At 73.1% G+C, this 15,336-nt stretch carries 14 protein-coding genes and 1 pseudogene; 9 read left to right on the top strand and 6 right to left on the bottom strand.

The window, feature by feature from the left end; genetic code table 11:
- Positions 1-13: 13 nt before the first annotated feature.
- Positions 14-1,648 (bottom strand): malate synthase A, encoded by a 1,635-nt coding sequence (gene aceB / locus ACFYX4_RS14605; RefSeq protein WP_389331426.1) that lies wholly within the window; start codon positions 1,646-1,648, stop codon positions 14-16.
- Positions 1,649-1,738: 90 nt separating this feature from the next.
- The gene (locus ACFYX4_RS14600; RefSeq protein ID WP_389331423.1) at positions 1,739-2,344 is read right to left on the bottom strand and encodes an NTP transferase domain-containing protein; all 606 of its coding nucleotides are present in this window, start codon (positions 2,342-2,344) and stop codon (positions 1,739-1,741) included.
- 187 nt (positions 2,345-2,531) lie between these two features.
- Here ACFYX4_RS14600 and ACFYX4_RS14595 point away from each other — a divergent pair, with 187 nt between their 5' ends.
- A complete protein-coding gene (locus tag ACFYX4_RS14595; RefSeq protein WP_389331421.1) occupies positions 2,532-2,825 on the top strand; it encodes a DUF5955 family protein in 294 nt (97 codons plus the stop codon).
- A 43-nt stretch (positions 2,826-2,868) separates the two neighbouring features.
- Here ACFYX4_RS14595 and ACFYX4_RS14590 read toward each other — a convergent pair whose 3' ends face one another.
- A complete protein-coding gene (locus ACFYX4_RS14590) occupies positions 2,869-3,663 on the bottom strand; it encodes an IclR family transcriptional regulator (RefSeq protein ID WP_389331418.1) in 795 nt (264 codons plus the stop codon).
- Positions 3,664-3,915: 252 nt separating this feature from the next.
- Here ACFYX4_RS14590 and allB point away from each other — a divergent pair, with 252 nt between their 5' ends.
- Both allB and alc read left to right on the top strand, forming a co-directional pair.
- Positions 3,916-5,277 (top strand): allantoinase AllB, encoded by a 1,362-nt coding sequence (allB, locus tag ACFYX4_RS14585; protein ID WP_389331415.1) that lies wholly within the window; start codon positions 3,916-3,918, stop codon positions 5,275-5,277.
- Positions 5,274-6,464, top strand: a complete 1,191-nt coding sequence (gene alc / locus ACFYX4_RS14580; RefSeq protein ID WP_389331412.1) for an allantoicase — start codon at positions 5,274-5,276, stop codon at positions 6,462-6,464. The genes allB and alc overlap by 4 nt, the downstream gene beginning before the upstream one ends.
- A gap of 4 nt (positions 6,465-6,468) precedes the next feature.
- Here alc and ACFYX4_RS14575 read toward each other — a convergent pair whose 3' ends face one another.
- Both ACFYX4_RS14575 and ACFYX4_RS14570 read right to left on the bottom strand, forming a co-directional pair.
- Positions 6,469-7,215: an SDR family oxidoreductase gene (locus tag ACFYX4_RS14575; RefSeq protein WP_389331410.1), complete on the bottom strand. Its 747-nt coding sequence runs from the start codon at positions 7,213-7,215 to the stop codon at positions 6,469-6,471.
- 93 nt (positions 7,216-7,308) lie between these two features.
- On the bottom strand, positions 7,309-7,509 hold the full coding sequence (locus ACFYX4_RS14570; protein WP_389331407.1) for a hypothetical protein: 201 nt from the start codon (positions 7,507-7,509) through the stop codon (positions 7,309-7,311).
- Positions 7,510-7,732: 223 nt separating this feature from the next.
- Between ACFYX4_RS14570 and ACFYX4_RS14565 the strand changes: the two genes are divergently transcribed.
- The 3 genes from ACFYX4_RS14565 to ACFYX4_RS14555 all read left to right on the top strand — a co-directional run bounded on the left by ACFYX4_RS14565 (position 7,733) and on the right by ACFYX4_RS14555 (position 11,037).
- Positions 7,733-9,025, top strand: a complete 1,293-nt coding sequence (locus ACFYX4_RS14565) for a sensor histidine kinase (protein ID WP_389331404.1) — start codon at positions 7,733-7,735, stop codon at positions 9,023-9,025.
- Positions 9,026-9,087: 62 nt separating this feature from the next.
- Positions 9,088-9,750: a response regulator gene (locus ACFYX4_RS14560; protein ID WP_389331401.1), complete on the top strand. Its 663-nt coding sequence runs from the start codon at positions 9,088-9,090 to the stop codon at positions 9,748-9,750.
- A gap of 102 nt (positions 9,751-9,852) precedes the next feature.
- On the top strand, positions 9,853-11,037 hold the full coding sequence (locus tag ACFYX4_RS14555) for a cytochrome P450 (protein ID WP_389331398.1): 1,185 nt from the start codon (positions 9,853-9,855) through the stop codon (positions 11,035-11,037).
- 258 nt (positions 11,038-11,295) lie between these two features.
- Here ACFYX4_RS14555 and ACFYX4_RS14550 read toward each other — a convergent pair.
- Positions 11,296-12,294 (bottom strand): annotated as a pseudogene (locus ACFYX4_RS14550) (Gfo/Idh/MocA family oxidoreductase); the annotation flags it as partial.
- Between the two features lie 130 nt (positions 12,295-12,424).
- Between ACFYX4_RS14550 and ACFYX4_RS14545 the strand changes: the two are divergent.
- The 3 genes from ACFYX4_RS14545 (at position 12,425) to ACFYX4_RS14535 (ending at position 15,217) form a co-directional block, all read left to right on the top strand.
- Complete coding sequence (locus ACFYX4_RS14545; protein WP_389331762.1) at positions 12,425-13,162, top strand: GntR family transcriptional regulator; 738 nt, start codon at positions 12,425-12,427, stop codon at positions 13,160-13,162.
- A 313-nt stretch (positions 13,163-13,475) separates the two neighbouring features.
- Positions 13,476-14,624, top strand: a complete 1,149-nt coding sequence (locus tag ACFYX4_RS14540) for an ROK family glucokinase (protein ID WP_389331395.1) — start codon at positions 13,476-13,478, stop codon at positions 14,622-14,624.
- Positions 14,621-15,217, top strand: coding sequence for a sugar kinase (locus ACFYX4_RS14535; protein ID WP_389331393.1), 597 nt, complete (start codon positions 14,621-14,623; stop codon positions 15,215-15,217). Before ACFYX4_RS14540 ends, ACFYX4_RS14535 begins: the two co-directional genes overlap by 4 nt.
- Positions 15,218-15,336 lie beyond the last annotated feature (119 nt).

The raw sequence follows: 15,336 nt of genomic DNA, 5'->3' as shown, positions 1-15,336 counted from the left end.
CCGTGCGCGGGGCTCAGCCCTTGAGCTGCTCGTAGGCCGGCAGCGTGAGGAAGTCCGCGTAGTCCTCGTCCAGGGAGACCTGGAGCAGCAGGTCGTGGGCCTGCTGCCAGTGTCCGGCGGCGAAGGCCTCGTCGCCGATCTCCGCGCGGACGGCGGCCAGTTCGGCGGCGGCGACCTCGCGGGCCAGCTCCGGGGTGACCTTCACGGTCCGCCCCTCGCGCTCGAACTCGACGCCCGCGTTGATCCATTGCCAGATCTGCGAGCGTGAGATCTCGGCGGTGGCCGCGTCCTCCATCAGGTTGAAGATGGCCACCGCGCCGAGCCCGCGCAGCCAGGCCTCGATGTAACGGACGCCGACCTGCACCGCGTTGACGAACCCGTCGTACGTCGGCCTCGCCTCCAGCGAGTCGATCGCGATCAGGTCGGCGGCCTTGACGTCGACGTCCTCGCGCAGCCGGTCCTTCTGGTTCGGCCGGTCGCCGAGCACCTTGTCGAAGGACTCCATGGCGAGCGGGACGAGGTCGGGGTGGGCGACCCACGAGCCGTCGAAGCCGTCCCCGGCCTCACGGTCCTTGTCGGCGCGGACTTTCTCGAAGGCGACCTTGTTGACCTCGGCGTCGCGGCGGGACGGGATGAAGGCCGCCATGCCGCCGATCGCGTGCGCGCCGCGCTTGTGGCAGGTGCGGACGAGGAGTTCGGTGTACGCGCGCATGAACGGGGCGGTCATCGTCACGGCGTTGCGGTCCGGGAGGACGAACCGGGGCCCGCCGTCACGGAAGTTCTTCACGATGGAGAACAGGTAGTCCCAGCGGCCCGCGTTCAACCCGGAGGCGTGGTCGCGGAGTTCGTAGAGGATCTCCTCCATCTCGTACGCCGCCGTGATCGTCTCGATGAGGACGGTGGCGCGGACGGTGCCCTGCGGGATGCCGACGTGGTCCTGCGCGAACACGAACACCTCGTTCCACAGGCGGGCTTCGAGGTGCGACTCGGTCTTGGGGAGGTAGAAGTACGGGCCCTTGCCGAGGTCCAGGAGGCGCTGGGCGTTGTGGAAGAAGTACAGGCCGAAGTCGACGAGCGCACCCGGCACCGGGACGCCGTCGGCGTCGACGAGGTGACGCTCGTTCAGGTGCCAGCCGCGCGGGCGCATCACGACGGTGGCCAACTCGGCGTCGGGGCGCAGGGCGTACGACTTGCCGGAGTTCGGGTCGGTGAAGTCGATGGCGCGGGTGTAGGCGTCGACCAGGTTGATCTGCCCGAGGACCACGTTCTCCCAGGTGGGCGCGGAGGCGTCCTCGAAGTCCGCGAGCCACACCCGGGCGCCCGAGTTGAGGGCGTTGACGGTCATCTTGCGGTCGGTGGGGCCGGTGATCTCGACCCGGCGGTCCTCCAGGGCCGCGGGGGAGGGGGCCACCTTCCAGGAGTCGTCGGCGCGGATCGCGGCGGTCTCGGGGAGGAAGTCGAGCGTGGAGGTGCGGGCGATCTCGGCGCGGCGCTCCGCCCGGCGGGCGAGCAGTTCGTCGCGGCGCGGTGTGAACCGGCGGTGCAGTTCGGCCACGAAGGCGAGGGCCGCGTCCGTGAGGACCTCCTCCTGCCGCGGCAGGGGCTCGGCGTCGACGATGGCCAGCGGGGAGGGCGCTGGGGCTGACATGAGCGGTCACTTCCTTCGGCGGGCGGGAGACGGCGTGCGAGGCGCCGCGTGCCAGTGGATAGTAGTTTCCTCATCGTGGAAGTTCAATGGTCACTCCAGGCGACTCAGGTCGCCCTCCGTGTCGATGTCGTACGGCTGCGCCACGTCCCCGCACTCCACCAGCGTCACCTCGTCCTCGTGGGCCTTCAGATAGGCGCGGGCCCCCCGGTCGCCGGTCGCGGCGGCGGCGACGCCCGCCCAGTGCCGGGCCCCGAGCAGCACCGGGTGCCCGCGCCGCCCGTCGTACGAGGCCGCCACGAGCGAGTCCTCCGACGCGTACCCGGCGAGCACCCGGGCCATCGCCTCGGGACCGATCCCGGGCTGGTCGACCAGGCTCACCAGCGCGGCCCGCGCACCCGTCCCGGCCAGCGACTCCAGCCCGGCCCGCAGCGAGACGCCCATGCCCTGCTCCCACAGCGGGTTGGCGACCAGCACGCATCCCTCCAGCCGCGCCCGCTCGCGTACGGCGTCGGCGGAGGCCCCGAGGACCACGTGGACGCGCCCGCAGCCCGCCGTGCGCAGCGCCTGCGCCGCGTGCTCGACGAGCGGGCGTCCCCGGTGCGTCAGCAGTGCCTTGGGGCGTCCCCCGAGCCGGCGTCCCCCGCCCGCCGCGAGCAGCAGCCCGGCGACCTGGTCTTCCGTTTCCGTGTGCGTCATACGTTCTGCATACCCGCAGGCTGAAATTCGGTCCGCGTGGTGGCGATCCGGCATCGGGTGGCGTTTACTGACCCGCGTCCCTCGGCGACCGACCACCGCCCCGGGATGCTCGCGGGGCACCACGTACTCGCGCACGCGGGTGTGCGAGGGGGGGAGAGCTGTGTTGCGGAGCTTGGGGCAGAGGCCAGTGACCGGGCGTGACGAGGATCCCAGGGTGGCGGAACTGCGGACCGCGGTGTCCCGGCTGCGCCGCGAACTCGCCACGCACCCGGCCGAGTTCCCGGACCGCGCCATCGCCGAGGACGAACTCGCCGCCCTCGCCGCGATGGCGGTCCACGGCACACCCGAAGTCCCGCGTCTGCGCCGGTCGTTACTGCTGATCGCCGGCGCGATCGGCTCGATGAGCGCCCTGTCCCGCGGCCTGTCCGAGGTGCGCCGCGCGGTGGAGCTGTTCGGGGAGCCGCCGCGGGGGCGGGGCTGAGGCGTCCGTCCCGCGGATCACCGAAGGGCGGGCTGTGAGGCCGTCAGGCGTGGCTCTGCGAGGCCAGCGCCTCGGACAGGGCTCCCGCGACCTGCTGGAGCACCGGCACGATCCTCTCCGTGGCCGTTTCCGTGACGCGGCCCGCCGGGCCCGAGATGGAGACGGCCGCCGGAGTGGGGGAGTCCGGCACCGGGACGGCGAGGCAGCGGACGCCGATCTCCTGCTCGTTGTCGTCGACCGCGTAACCGGTCCGCCGGACGTCCTCCAGCGCCGCCAGGAAGCCGTCCGGGGTGGTGATGGTCTTCTCGGTCGCGGCGGGCATGCCGGTGCGGGCCAGCAGGGCGCGCACCTCGTCGTCCGGGAAGCCCGCGAGGAGCGCCTTGCCGACGCCCGTGGAGTGCGGCAGGACACGGCGGCCGACCTCGGTGAACATCCGCATCGAGTGCTTCGACGGCACCTGCGCCACGTACACGATCTCGTCCCCGTCGAGCAGCGCCATGTTCGCCGTCTCGCCGGTCTCCTCGACCAGGCGGGCGAGGTAGGGGCGGGCCCAGGTGCCGAGCAGCCGGGACGCGGACTCGCCGAGGCGGATCAGCCGCGGGCCCAGCGCGTACCGGCGGTTGGGCTGCTGGCGGACGTAACCGCAGACCACCAGGGTGCGCATCAGGCGGTGGATGGTCGGCAGGGGGAGCCCGCTGCTCGCCGACAGTTCGCTCAGGCCGACCTCGCCGCCCGCGTCCGCCATCCGCTCCAGCAGGTCGAAGGCGCGCTCGAGGGACTGGACTCCGCCGCCGGCGGACCTGGTGGAGTCGCTGGCGCTGGCGCTGGACGTCGGCACGGGCGCGTTCCTTTCGAGACTGGCGGGAAGATCTGAAGCCTACCCGGCGGTCGGTCGACTCCCCGTTGGCGCGTCACCGAGTTCTGCTTGCCGGAATCGTGGTTTCACCTGATGGAAACATGCGGAGCGGCCACAGTGATGCACTCTGAAGAGGAGCACTCTTGACGGTCTTGAAGACGGAAGGGAAGACTCCTTCAACAGAACGTTGAATTCCGTGCGCGCGGAAGTCAACCGCGGCAGAGAGGGGTCCGGGTGTCCGACGCTGAACTGGTGCTGCGCTCGACGCGCGTCATCACCCCGGAAGGGACCCGGGCCGCCTCCGTCGCGGTCTCCGCCGGCACCATCACGGCCGTCCTCCCGCACGACGCGCAAGCACCCGCGCACGCACGCGTGGAGGATCTCGGCGACCACGTCCTGCTGCCCGGCCTGGTCGACACGCACGTGCACGTCAACGACCCGGGCCGCACCGAGTGGGAGGGCTTCTGGACCGCCACGCGCGCGGCGGCGGCCGGCGGCATCACCACCCTCGTCGACATGCCCCTCAACTCCCTCCCGCCCACGACGACGGTCGACCACCTCCGCACCAAACGTCAGGTCGCCGCCGACAAGGCCCATGTCGACGTCGGCTTCTGGGGCGGCGCCCTGCCCGGCAACGTCAAGGACCTGCGCCCCCTGCACGAGGCCGGCGTCTTCGGCTTCAAGGCCTTCCTCTCGCCCTCCGGCGTCGACGAGTTCCCCCACCTCGACCAGGAGGCGCTGGCCCGGTCCATGGCGGAGATCGCCGGCTTCGACGGCCTGCTGATCGTCCACGCCGAGGACCCCCACCGCCTCGACGCCGCACCGCAGCGGGGCGGCCCCCGCTACGCCGACTTCCTCGCCTCCCGGCCGCGCCACGCCGAGGACACCGCGATCGCCGGCCTCGTCGCCCAGGCGAAACGCCTCCACGCGCGCGTGCACGTCCTGCACCTGTCGTCGAGCGACGCCCTGCCGCTGATCGCCGCCGCCAGGGCGGAGGGCGTCCGCCTCACGGTGGAGACCTGCCCGCACTATCTGACGCTCACGGCCGAGGAAGTCCCGGACGGCGCCAGCGAGTTCAAGTGCTGCCCGCCCATCCGCGAGGCCGCCAACCAGGACCTGCTGTGGCAGGCGCTGGCCGACGGCACCGTCGACTGCGTGGTCACCGACCACTCCCCGTCCACGGCCGACCTCAAGACCGGCGACTTCGCCACCGCGTGGGGCGGCATCTCCGGACTCCAGCTGAGCCTGCCGGCGGTGTGGACGGAGGCACGCAGGCGGGGCCACTCCCTGGAGGACGTCGTGCGCTGGATGTCCACGCGCACGGCGGCGCTCGTGGGACTCGACCGCAAGGGCGCCATCGAGGCGGGCCGCGACGCCGACTTCGCCGTCCTCGCCCCCGACGAGACCTTCACCGTGGACCCGGTGGCCCTCCAGCACCGCAACCGCGTCACGGCGTACGCCGGCAAAACCCTGCACGGCGTCGTGAAGTCCACCTGGCTGCGCGGCGAACGCATCCTCGCCGACGGCGAGTTCACCGCACCGAAGGGCCGACTCCTCACCCGCGCGGCCGACGACCGAAAGGCACCCCTCCCGTGACGGCGATACCGAGCTTCACCGGCGACGCGAACCCCTACGGCGGCGGCGACCCGTACGCGGACTACCGCACCGCCGACTTCCCCTTCGCCCGGCACGTCGACCTCGCCGCCCGGGGGCTCGGCGCGGGCGTCGTCGCCGCGAACGACGAGTTCTTCGCCGAACGGGAGAACCTGCTGCTGCCCGGGCCCGCCGAGTTCGACCCGGAGCGCTTCGGCCACAAGGGCAAGATCATGGACGGCTGGGAGACCCGCCGCAGGCGCGGCGCGTCCGCCGACCATCCCTGGCCCACCGCCGACGACCACGACTGGGCCCTGGTCCGGCTCGGCGCGCCCGGCGTCGTCCGGGGCGTCGTCGTCGACACGGCCCACTTCCGGGGCAACTACCCGCAGGCGGTGTCGATCGAGGGCACCTCCGTGCCCGGCTCCCCCTCCCCGGAGCGTCTCCTCGGGGACGACGTGAAGTGGACGACGCTCGTGCCGCGCACCCCGGTGGGCGGCCACGCGGCGAACGGTTTCACCGTGTCGCTGGAGCAGTGCTTCACTCACCTCCGGGTCAACCAGCACCCCGACGGCGGCATCGCACGCCTGCGCGTGTACGGCGAGGTCGTCCCCGACCCCGCGTGGCTCACCGCCCTCGGCGCCTTCGACGTGGTCGCCCTGGAGAACGGCGGCCTGGTCGAGGACGCCTCCGACCGCTTCTACTCGCCGGCCACCAACACCATCCAGCCGGGCCGCTCCCGCAAGATGGACGACGGCTGGGAGACCCGCCGCCGCCGCGACCACGGCCACGACTGGATCCACTACCGGCTGGCCGCACAGGCCCGGATCCGCGCCCTGGAGATCGACACGGCGTACCTGAAGGGCAACAGCGCGGGCTGGGCGGCGGTGTCGGTCAGGAACGGCGAGGGCCGCGAGGGCGGCGAAGGCGATAGGTCCGGCGCGGCGGGCGTCGTCGGTGGGTCCGGTGCGGGTGGCGTGGGCGGCGACGGCTGGCAGGAGATCCTCCCGCGCACCCGCCTCCAGCCCGACACCAACCACCGCTTCGTCCTGCCGACCGAGGCGCTGGGCACGCACGCACGCGTGGACATCTACCCCGACGGCGGCATTTCCCGTCTACGCCTCTTCGGCTCCCTCACGGACGAGGGCGCAGCCAAGCTGTCGGCACGACACCAGGAGCTGGGCGGCTGAGGCGTCACGCCGCGTGTCCGCCGTCCACGGCGAACTCGGCGCCCGTGACGTACGGCGAGGCCGCCAGGTGGGCGACGGTCGCGGCGACCTCGTCGGCCGTCCCGAAGCGGCCCAGTGCGGTCATCGCGGCCTGACCGGCCGCGTACGGGCCGTCCGCCGGGTTCAGGTCGGTGTCGATCGGGCCGGGATGGACGAGGTTGGCGGTGATCCCGCGCGGGCCCAGCTCCCTGGCGAGGGCCTTGGTGAGACCGACCAGGGCCGACTTGCTCATCGCGTACAGCGTTCCGCCGGGCCCCGGGACCCGCTGCGTCATACAGGTCCCGATCGTGACGATCCGGCTCCCCGAGGTCATCCGGGCGGCGGCCGCCTGCGACGTCAGGAACACCCCGCGCACGTTCACGGCCAGCACCCGGTCGACGTCGGAGAGGGCCAGGCCCTCCAGCAGGCCGAGGACGCCGATCCCCGCGTTGTTCACCAGCACGTCGAGCCGGCCCCACGCGCGCACCGTGCGCTCCACCGCGCCGGCCGCCTCCCCGGGGTCCGCGACGTCCGCGCGCAGGGCCGTCGCCCGACGCCCCAGCGACTCGATCTCGCGCACCACGTCCTTGGCCGCCCCCTCGCCGCTCACATAGGTGACGGCCACGTCCGCGCCCTCCCGCGCCAGTCGCACCGCCGTGGCCGCCCCGATACCGCGGCTCCCGCCGGTCACGAGGGCCACCTTGCCGTTCAGAGTTCCGTGTGTCGTCGTCATGCGTCCATCCCACCGGCCGCCGCCGCGAAGCGCTGGCGGCGAACGGACACCGACCTCGAACGAACCGCGACCACCACCGCCGCGCCGGCCGGCTCAACGGGGTCTCTGGGCCTCCGCGACGCCGAACAGGGCGAACGCGAACACCAGGAGCGCCACGCTCGCGTAGACCTCGTAGCCGTCCAGGACGCCGAACCGGTGCACGAGCCCCCAGTTCCAGTCGGTGAACTCGTGCACCAGGCCGGCGACGCCCTGCAACAGAGCGATGAAGCCGAGTACTTCCAGCAGTTTCCTCATGGTCGGATCCTCGCCCCGCGGACCCTCCGCGCACATCGGCCGCGGGGCGCGGAGCGTCCGACCGAAGACTCGCTCCGCTGCCGGCCGCCCGCGCCTAAAGTCGGCGGCCGGTCAACCTTTGGTCGTATCCCGTTCCGGCTTCCGTCTCGGCCCGGCCCGCTTTGGTCGTCGATCCCGTCGGGGGAGCGGTGCGAAGGCTCCCGGCTGCGTAGATTCGTCGCCCATGAGGGGTGACGACCAATCCGCGCCGACCGCGCCCGCCTTCACGGCACGCCGATGGCTGCTGCCGTCCGCGGTGGCCGCCGAGCTGTATCCGGAGGGACGGGCCGACGGGGCCGTGTCCCAGCCGCCGACTCGGTCACGGCCCCGGCCCCGGCGTACCGTGCGCGACTGGGTGGTCGACTTCACCTGCTTCCTTGCGGCGGTCGCCGTGGGGCTGGCGGTGGTGGACACGTTCCCCGGTGAGGAGGGGCTGCCGCACTCCGTCCTCGTCGCCGACCAGCTCCTGGGCGCACTCGCCTGCGCCGCGCTCTGGCTGCGCCGCCGCTGGCCCGTCGCCCTCGCGCTCGCGGCGATCCCCCTCGGCTTCCTGTCGACCACCTCGGGCGGCGCCGGCGCGATCGCCCTGTTCACCCTCGCCGTCCACCGGCCCTTCCGGTACGTGGCCTGGATCGGCTTCGGCCACCTCGCGCTGATCCCGGTGGCGCTCTGGGCGCGCCCCGACCCGGAGCTGGAGTACGGGCCGGCGGTGGTGTGGACGGTGCTGTTCACCGTCATGGTGATCGGCTGGGGCATGTTCGTGCGCTCCAAGCGGCAGCTCATGCTGAGCCTGCGCGACCGGGCCCGGCGCGCCGAGACGGAGGCGCGGCTGCGCGCCGATCAGGCGCAGCGGCTGGCCCGCGAGGCCATCGCCCGCGAGATGCACGACGTGCTCGCCCACCGGCTGACCCTGCTCAGCGTGCACGCGGGCGCGTTGGAGTTCCGTCCGGACGCGCCGCGCGCGGAGATCGTGCGGGCCGCCGGAGTGATCCGCGAGAGCGCCCACGAGGCCCTCCAGGACCTGCGGGAGATCATCGGCGTCCTGCGGGCCGGCGCGCCCGACGACGGCGGCCGTCCGCAGCCGACGCTGGCCGCCCTGGACGCGCTGGTCGCGGAGTCCCGCGAGGCGGGCATGAAGGTCACCCTCGACCAGCGCGTCACCGAGGCGGGCGCCGTCCCGGCCTCCGTCGGCCGCACCGCCTACCGCATCGCCCAGGAGTGCCTCACCAACGCCCGCAAGCACGCCCCCGGCGCGGAGGCCGCCGTCACCGTCGCCGGCGGCCCCGGCGAGGGCCTCGCCGTGACCGTGCGCAACCCCGCCCCCGACGGCGACGTACCGCCCGTCCCCGGTTCCGGCCAGGGCCTGATCGGCCTCGCCGAACGAGCCACCCTGACCGGCGGCCGCCTGGAGCACGGGCCGCGCGACGGCGGCGGCTTCGAGGTACGCGCGTGGCTGCCGTGGCCCGCGGCGACGTAGAGGTCCGCCCGTCGCCCCGACGGCGTCAACTCGCCCCGCGCGGGCGTGATTACGTAAGCACCATGACTGCGATCAGACTCCTCCTCGTCGACGACGACCCCTTGGTGCGCGCGGGACTGTCCTTCATGATGGGCGGCGCCGACGACATCGAGATCGTCGGCGAGGCCGGTGACGGCGGCGAGGTCGAGGCGCTCGTCGACCGGACGCGCCCGCACGTCGTCCTGATGGACATCCGGATGCCGTCGGTGGACGGTCTGACCGCCACCGAACGGCTGCGCGCCCGCAAGGAAGCCCCGCAGGTCGTCGTCCTCACCACCTTCCACGCCGACGAGCAGGTGCTGCGGGCGCTGCGCGCGGGCGCCGCCGGGTTCGTCCTCAAGGACACCCCGCCCGCCGACATCCTCGACGCGGTGCGCCGGGTCGCGGCCGGCGACCCCGTGCTCTCGCCCGCCGTCACCCGCCAGTTGATGGAGCACGCGGCCGGCGCGTCCGCCGACACCCGGCGCTCCCGCGCGTGTGAGCGCGTCGCGATCCTGGGTGAACGCGAACGCGAGGTGGCCGTCGCCGTCGGCCGCGGCCTGTCCAACGCGGACATCGCCGCCGAACTGTTCATGAGCGTCGCCACCGTGAAGACGCACGTCTCCCGCGTCCTCGCCAAACTCGACCTCAACAACCGGGTGCAGATCGCCCTGCTGGCTTACGACGCGGGCCTGTTGGACGAATGAACCCGGGCCTGACGGCGGGCACGGATCGGCCCGCCCGTTCGTTGGAGCGGTGACGGGAGGCAGTGACGGGGCGTGGTGACCGTGGGACCGAGGGGGAGCGGCATGACCGACGTGATCGACCTGGAGGAGTGCGGCGAGGAGTTCCGGCGCGACCCGCACCCGCTGTACGCGCGGCTGCGCGAACACGGCCCGGTCCACCGGGTGCGACTGCCCGCGTCCGACGGGCACTACGACACCTGGCTGGTCGTGGGGTACGACGAGGCGCGCGCCGCGCTCGCCGACCCCCGGCTGGCCAAGGACGGCAGCCGGATCGGCGTCACCTTCCTCGACGAGGAGATGATCGGCAGGCACCTGCTGGTGACCGACCCGCCGCAGCACACGCGCCTGCGTGGCCTGATCACCCGCGCCTTCACCATGCGCCGAGTGGAGGAACTGCGGCCGAGGATCGAGCGGATCACCGACGACCTCCTCGACGTGATGATGCCGCACGGCAGCGCCGACCTCGTGGAGTCGCTCGCCTACCCCCTGCCCATCACCGTCATCTGCGAACTGCTGGGCGTCCCCGAGTTGGACCGCACCGAGTTCCGCAAGCTGTCGACGGAGGTCGTCGCGCCCACCAGCGCCGAGAGCGGGTACGACGCGTTCGTCCGCCTCGCGGAGTACCTCACCGAGCTGATCCGGGACAAGCGGCGCGCGGGCCACAGCGGCGACCTGCTGAGCGACCTCATCCGCACCACGGCCGAGGACGGCGACCGGCTCTCACCGGGCGAGCTGCGGGGGATGGCGTTCCTCCTCCTCATCGCCGGCCACGAGACGACGGTCAACCTCATCACCAACGCCGTCCACGCCCTGCTCACGCACCCGGAGCAACTCGCCGCCCTGCGCGCCGACATGACGCTCCTCGACGGTGCGGTCGAGGAGGCCCTGCGCTACGAGGGCCCGGTGGAGAACGCCACGTTCCGCTTCGCGGCCGAGCCGCTGGAGATCGCCGGCACGTCCATCGCGTCCGGCGACGCGGTGATGATCGGCCTCACCGCCGCCGACCGGGACGCCGGGCGCTTTCCCGACCCCGACCGCTTCGACATCCGCCGCGACACCCGAGGCCACCTCGCCTTCGGCCACGGCATCCACTACTGCCTGGGCGCGCCCCTGGCCCGCCTGGAGGCCCGCACGGCCCTGCGCGCCCTCCTGGACCGCGCCCCGGCCCTCACCCTGGACGGCCCGCCCGGCGAGTGGCTCCCGGGCACCCTGATACGCGGCGTGCGGAGCCTCCGAGTGCGCTGGTGATCCGCCGGCCCGAACTGCGGGCCGTCGGCCCGAGCCGCGGGCCGCGCACCCCGCTCACCGGTAGCCGACGCCGTATGTTCCGGGTTCGGGACCGCCGTACGCCTGAGGGCCGCTGTAGATCCCGGGCGTCCCGTAGAAGTCCTGCATCTGCGCCGCGGCCGCTCCTCCCTGTCCGCCCCCCGCCCCGTCGTCCGTAGACGGCCCCTGACCCTCAGGTACGGGCCCCGAGGACAACACCGCTTCGGCGCCCCCGCCCGCCCCCGGGATCTCCGACAGCGGAACCGCCCTCCGCTCACGCCGTGACACCTCGCAGGCCTCGGCGATGCGCAGCGCCTGGAGGGCCTCACGGCCGTCGCAGGGGTTGGCGCGTCCGCCCCGGACGACGTCCACGAACGCCGTCAGCTCGGCCTCGTACGCGGGGCCGAAGCGCTCCAGGAAGCCGGTCCACGGCTTGTCCGCCGCCGGGGGGCCGGTCGGCTCCGTGGACGCGATCGGGGTGCGGTCGTCCAGACCCACCACGATCTGGTCCAGCTCACCGGCGAGCTCCATGCGGACGTCGTAGCCGGCCCCGTTCATCCGGGTCGCCGTCGCGGTGGCGAGGGTGCCGTCGTCGAGGGTGAGGATCGCCGCGGCCGTGTCCACGTCACCGGCCGCGCGGAACATCGCCGGCCCCGCGTCCGACCCGGCGGCGTACACGTCGGTCACCTCGCGCTCGGTCACCCAGCGCAGCACGTCGAAGTCGTGGATCAGCGCGTCCCGGAACAGCCCGCCGGACACCGGCAGCCAGTCGGCGGGCGGCGGCGACTGGTCCGAGGTCACCGCGCGCACGGTGTGCAGCCGCCCGAGCCGTCCCGAGCGCACCGCGTCCCGCGCCCCCGTGTACCCCGCGTCGAAGCGGCGCTGGAACCCCATCTGAAGGATCGTTCCGGCAGCCTCGACCTCGGCGATCGCCGCTAAGGTGCCCGCCAGGTCCAGGGCGATCGGTTTCTCGCAGAAGACGGGGAGCCCCGACCGCGCCGCCCGGCCGATCAGTTCGGCGTGGGCGGAGGTCGCCGTCGTGATGACCACGGCGTCCACGCCCCACCGGAAGATCTCGTCGACTCCCGGCGCGGCCGTCTCGCCCAGCCGAAGCGCCAACTCCTGCGCCCGCGCGGGCTCCGTGTCCGTCAGGATGAGGGATCCGACCTCACGGTGACGGCTGAGTGTGTTCGCATGAATGGTGCCGATGCGGCCCGTCCCGATGACCCCGATGCGCATGTGTTCAAGGTGACGTCGGAGTCCGCGCCGTGTCAATGCGTATGTCCGGACAACCGAACTACACGACTTCCCGTCAACCGGCCACGGAGCTACGCTCGGGCCCGTGCCGAAACCAGAAGTGGACCCGACCGTGCAGCTGGAACTCCGTGTGGACCGCAGCTCCCCGGTGCCGTTGTACTTCCAGCTGTCGCAGCAGCTGGAAGCCGCCATCGAGCACGGATCGCTCACGCCCGGCAGCCTGCTCGGCAACGAGATCGAGCTCGCCGCCCGGCTCGGTCTGTCCCGGCCGACGGTGCGCCAGGCGATCCAGTCCCTCGTCGACAAGGGTCTGCTGGTGCGCCGCCGGGGCGTCGGCACCCAGGTCGTGCACAGCCAGGTCAAGCGCCCCCTGGAGCTGAGCAGCCTCTACGACGACCTGGAGGCCGCCGGGCAGCGCCCCGCGACCACGGTCCTCGTCAACACCGTTGTGCCCGCGTCCGCCGAGGTCGCCGCCGCGCTCGGCGTCCCCGAGGGCGGCGACGTCCAGCGGGTGGAGCGGCTGCGGCTGGCGCACGGGGAGCCCATGGCGTACCTGTGCAACCACCTCCCCTCGGGGCTGCTCGACCCGGACACGGCGCAGCTGGAGGCCACCGGCCTGTACCGGCTGATGCGGGCCGCCGGGATCACCCTGCACAGCGCCCGCCAGTCCATCGGAGCCCGCGCCGCCACCGCCGACGAGGCCGAGAGGCTCGCCGAGGAGGAGGGCGCCCCGCTGCTCACCATGCAGCGCACGACCTTCGACGACACCGGCCGCGCGGTGGAGTTCGGCGACCACATCTACCGCCCGAGCCGCTACTCCTTCGAGTTCCAGCTCCTCGTGAGACCCTGAGCCGCCTCTCGCCCATGCCGGCCGCACCGCGGGTCGCTGGTGGGTCCGGCCCGTGACGGCCCGCAGTGGTCGCAATGTCCGGACAATGCGACGGCTCAGGGTCCGGTCCGCCCCGGGGAGGACGGCCCGCGCGCGGGGCCCGCGCCGGCCCCGCCGACCGCCCCTCACAGGCTTCACCGGCCGACCCCGAGACGCTCCACCGGACCCCCACCTGGCCCCACCAGCCACGACGCGCCCGCGGCGGTGAACGGCGCGCGACGCCCTCGCTCCCCCGTACGGCACCCCACGTGCGCGTGAGGCAGAATCGGCGACGATGAGCACCTACGGCACCTTCACCGCCCCCATCGGCTCCCGTCGCGCCCCCGCCCTGCGCACCGTGGGCACCCGCGAGCGCCGCTCGCACCTGACCGCGCCCCGCGTGCCCACGGTGGGCATCGACATCGGCGGCACCAAGGTGATGGCGGGCGTCGTCGACGCCGACGGCAATATCCTGGAGACGATCCGCACGGAGACGCCGGACAAGTCCAAGAGCCCGAAGGTCGTCGAGGACACCATCGCCGAACTGGTCCTGGACCTGTCCGACCGGCACGACGTGCACGCGGTCGGCATCGGCGCGGCCGGCTGGGTCGACGCCGACCGCAACCGCGTCCTGTTCGCGCCCCACCTGTCCTGGCGCAACGAGCCGCTGCGCGACCGCCTCTCCGGCCGGCTGTCGGTCCCCGTCCTCGTCGACAACGACGCCAACACCGCCGCCTGGGCCGAGTGGCGCTTCGGCGCCGGCCGCGGCGAGGACCACCTCGTCATGATCACCCTCGGCACCGGCATCGGCGGCGCGATCCTGGAGGACGGCCAGGTCAAGCGCGGCAAGTACGGCGTCGCCGGCGAGTTCGGCCATATGCAGGTCGTGCCCGGCGGCCACCGCTGCCCGTGCGGCAACCGCGGCTGCTGGGAGCAGTACAGCTCCGGCAACGCGCTGGTCAGGGAGGCCCGGGAGCTGGCGGCTGCCGACTCGCCGGTGGCGTACGGGATCATCGAGCACGTCAAGGGCAGCATCGGCGACATCACCGGCCCGATGATCACCGAGCTGGCCCGCGAGGGCGACGCGATGTGCATCGAGCTGCTCCAGGACATCGGCCAGTGGCTCGGCGTCGGCATCGCCAACCTCGCCGCCGCGCTCGACCCGTCCTGCTTCGTGATCGGCGGCGGCGTCTCGGCCGCCGACGACCTGCTGATCGCCCCCGCGCGCGACGCCTTCAAGCGCCACCTCACCGGCCGCGGCTACCGCCCCGAGGCCCGCATCGTGCGCGCCCAGCTCGGCCCCGAGGCCGGCATGGTCGGCGCCGCCGACCTCGCCCGGCTGGTCGCCCGCCGCTTCCGGCGCGCCAAGCGCCGCCGGGTGGAGCGCTACGAGCGCTTCGAGCGGTTCGCGGAGGCGGCCCGCAGGGCCCGGGACACCGCATGACGGCCTCCCTGCCCCACCAGGCCCCGCCGGCCGAGGAACCGCCCTCCCGTCCGCCGGAGACCCGGGGGCACATGATCCGGCGCAGGGCGCTCACCCTGCTGATCATCGTGCTGCTCATCGGCGTACCCGCCGGCTACCTGGTGATCTCCGCCAACCAGAGCCGCGACAGCGGCAAGGACAAGGAAGCCAAGTACTCGGCGACCGGCCTGACCAAGGGCTGGCCGTCCAGGGTCCAGCGCCGGCTGTACCAGGTGCCGGTCCCGGACCCCTCGAACAACGTCGCGTACTACGAGACGAACAACTGGAAGACCAGCCGTCTCTACGTGCAGTTCCAGACCACCCAGGCCGGTCTGGACGCCTTCCTGACCGAACTCGGCCTCGACCGGTCCACCCTGGTCAAGGACAAGATCACGATAAGCGAGCGGGATCAGAGCGTCAGCGGCTGGAAGTTCTCCGGGCCCGGCGCCCGCCCCGGTGACAACTTCGGCTTCGTCCACGAACAGAAGAACCCGCGGCCCACGCTGGACGTCGTCGTCAACACCGGCAACCCCGCCTACCCCCTGGTGTACGTCGTCTCCCGCACGGTTCCCTAGGCCCGTCCCGACCGCGCCGCTCCCGCGCCCGACGGCCGCCGGAGCCGATTGTCAGACCCCGCCCGTAGAGTCGAAGACGACTGATCGACGACCGGTCGACCACTGGTTTCTTCGCACGG

Source organism: Streptomyces sp. NPDC002328 (genome assembly GCF_042890065.1).
Taxonomy (GTDB): domain Bacteria; phylum Actinomycetota; class Actinomycetes; order Streptomycetales; family Streptomycetaceae; genus Streptomyces.
This window is presented reverse-complemented; position numbering and strand designations above follow the sequence as displayed.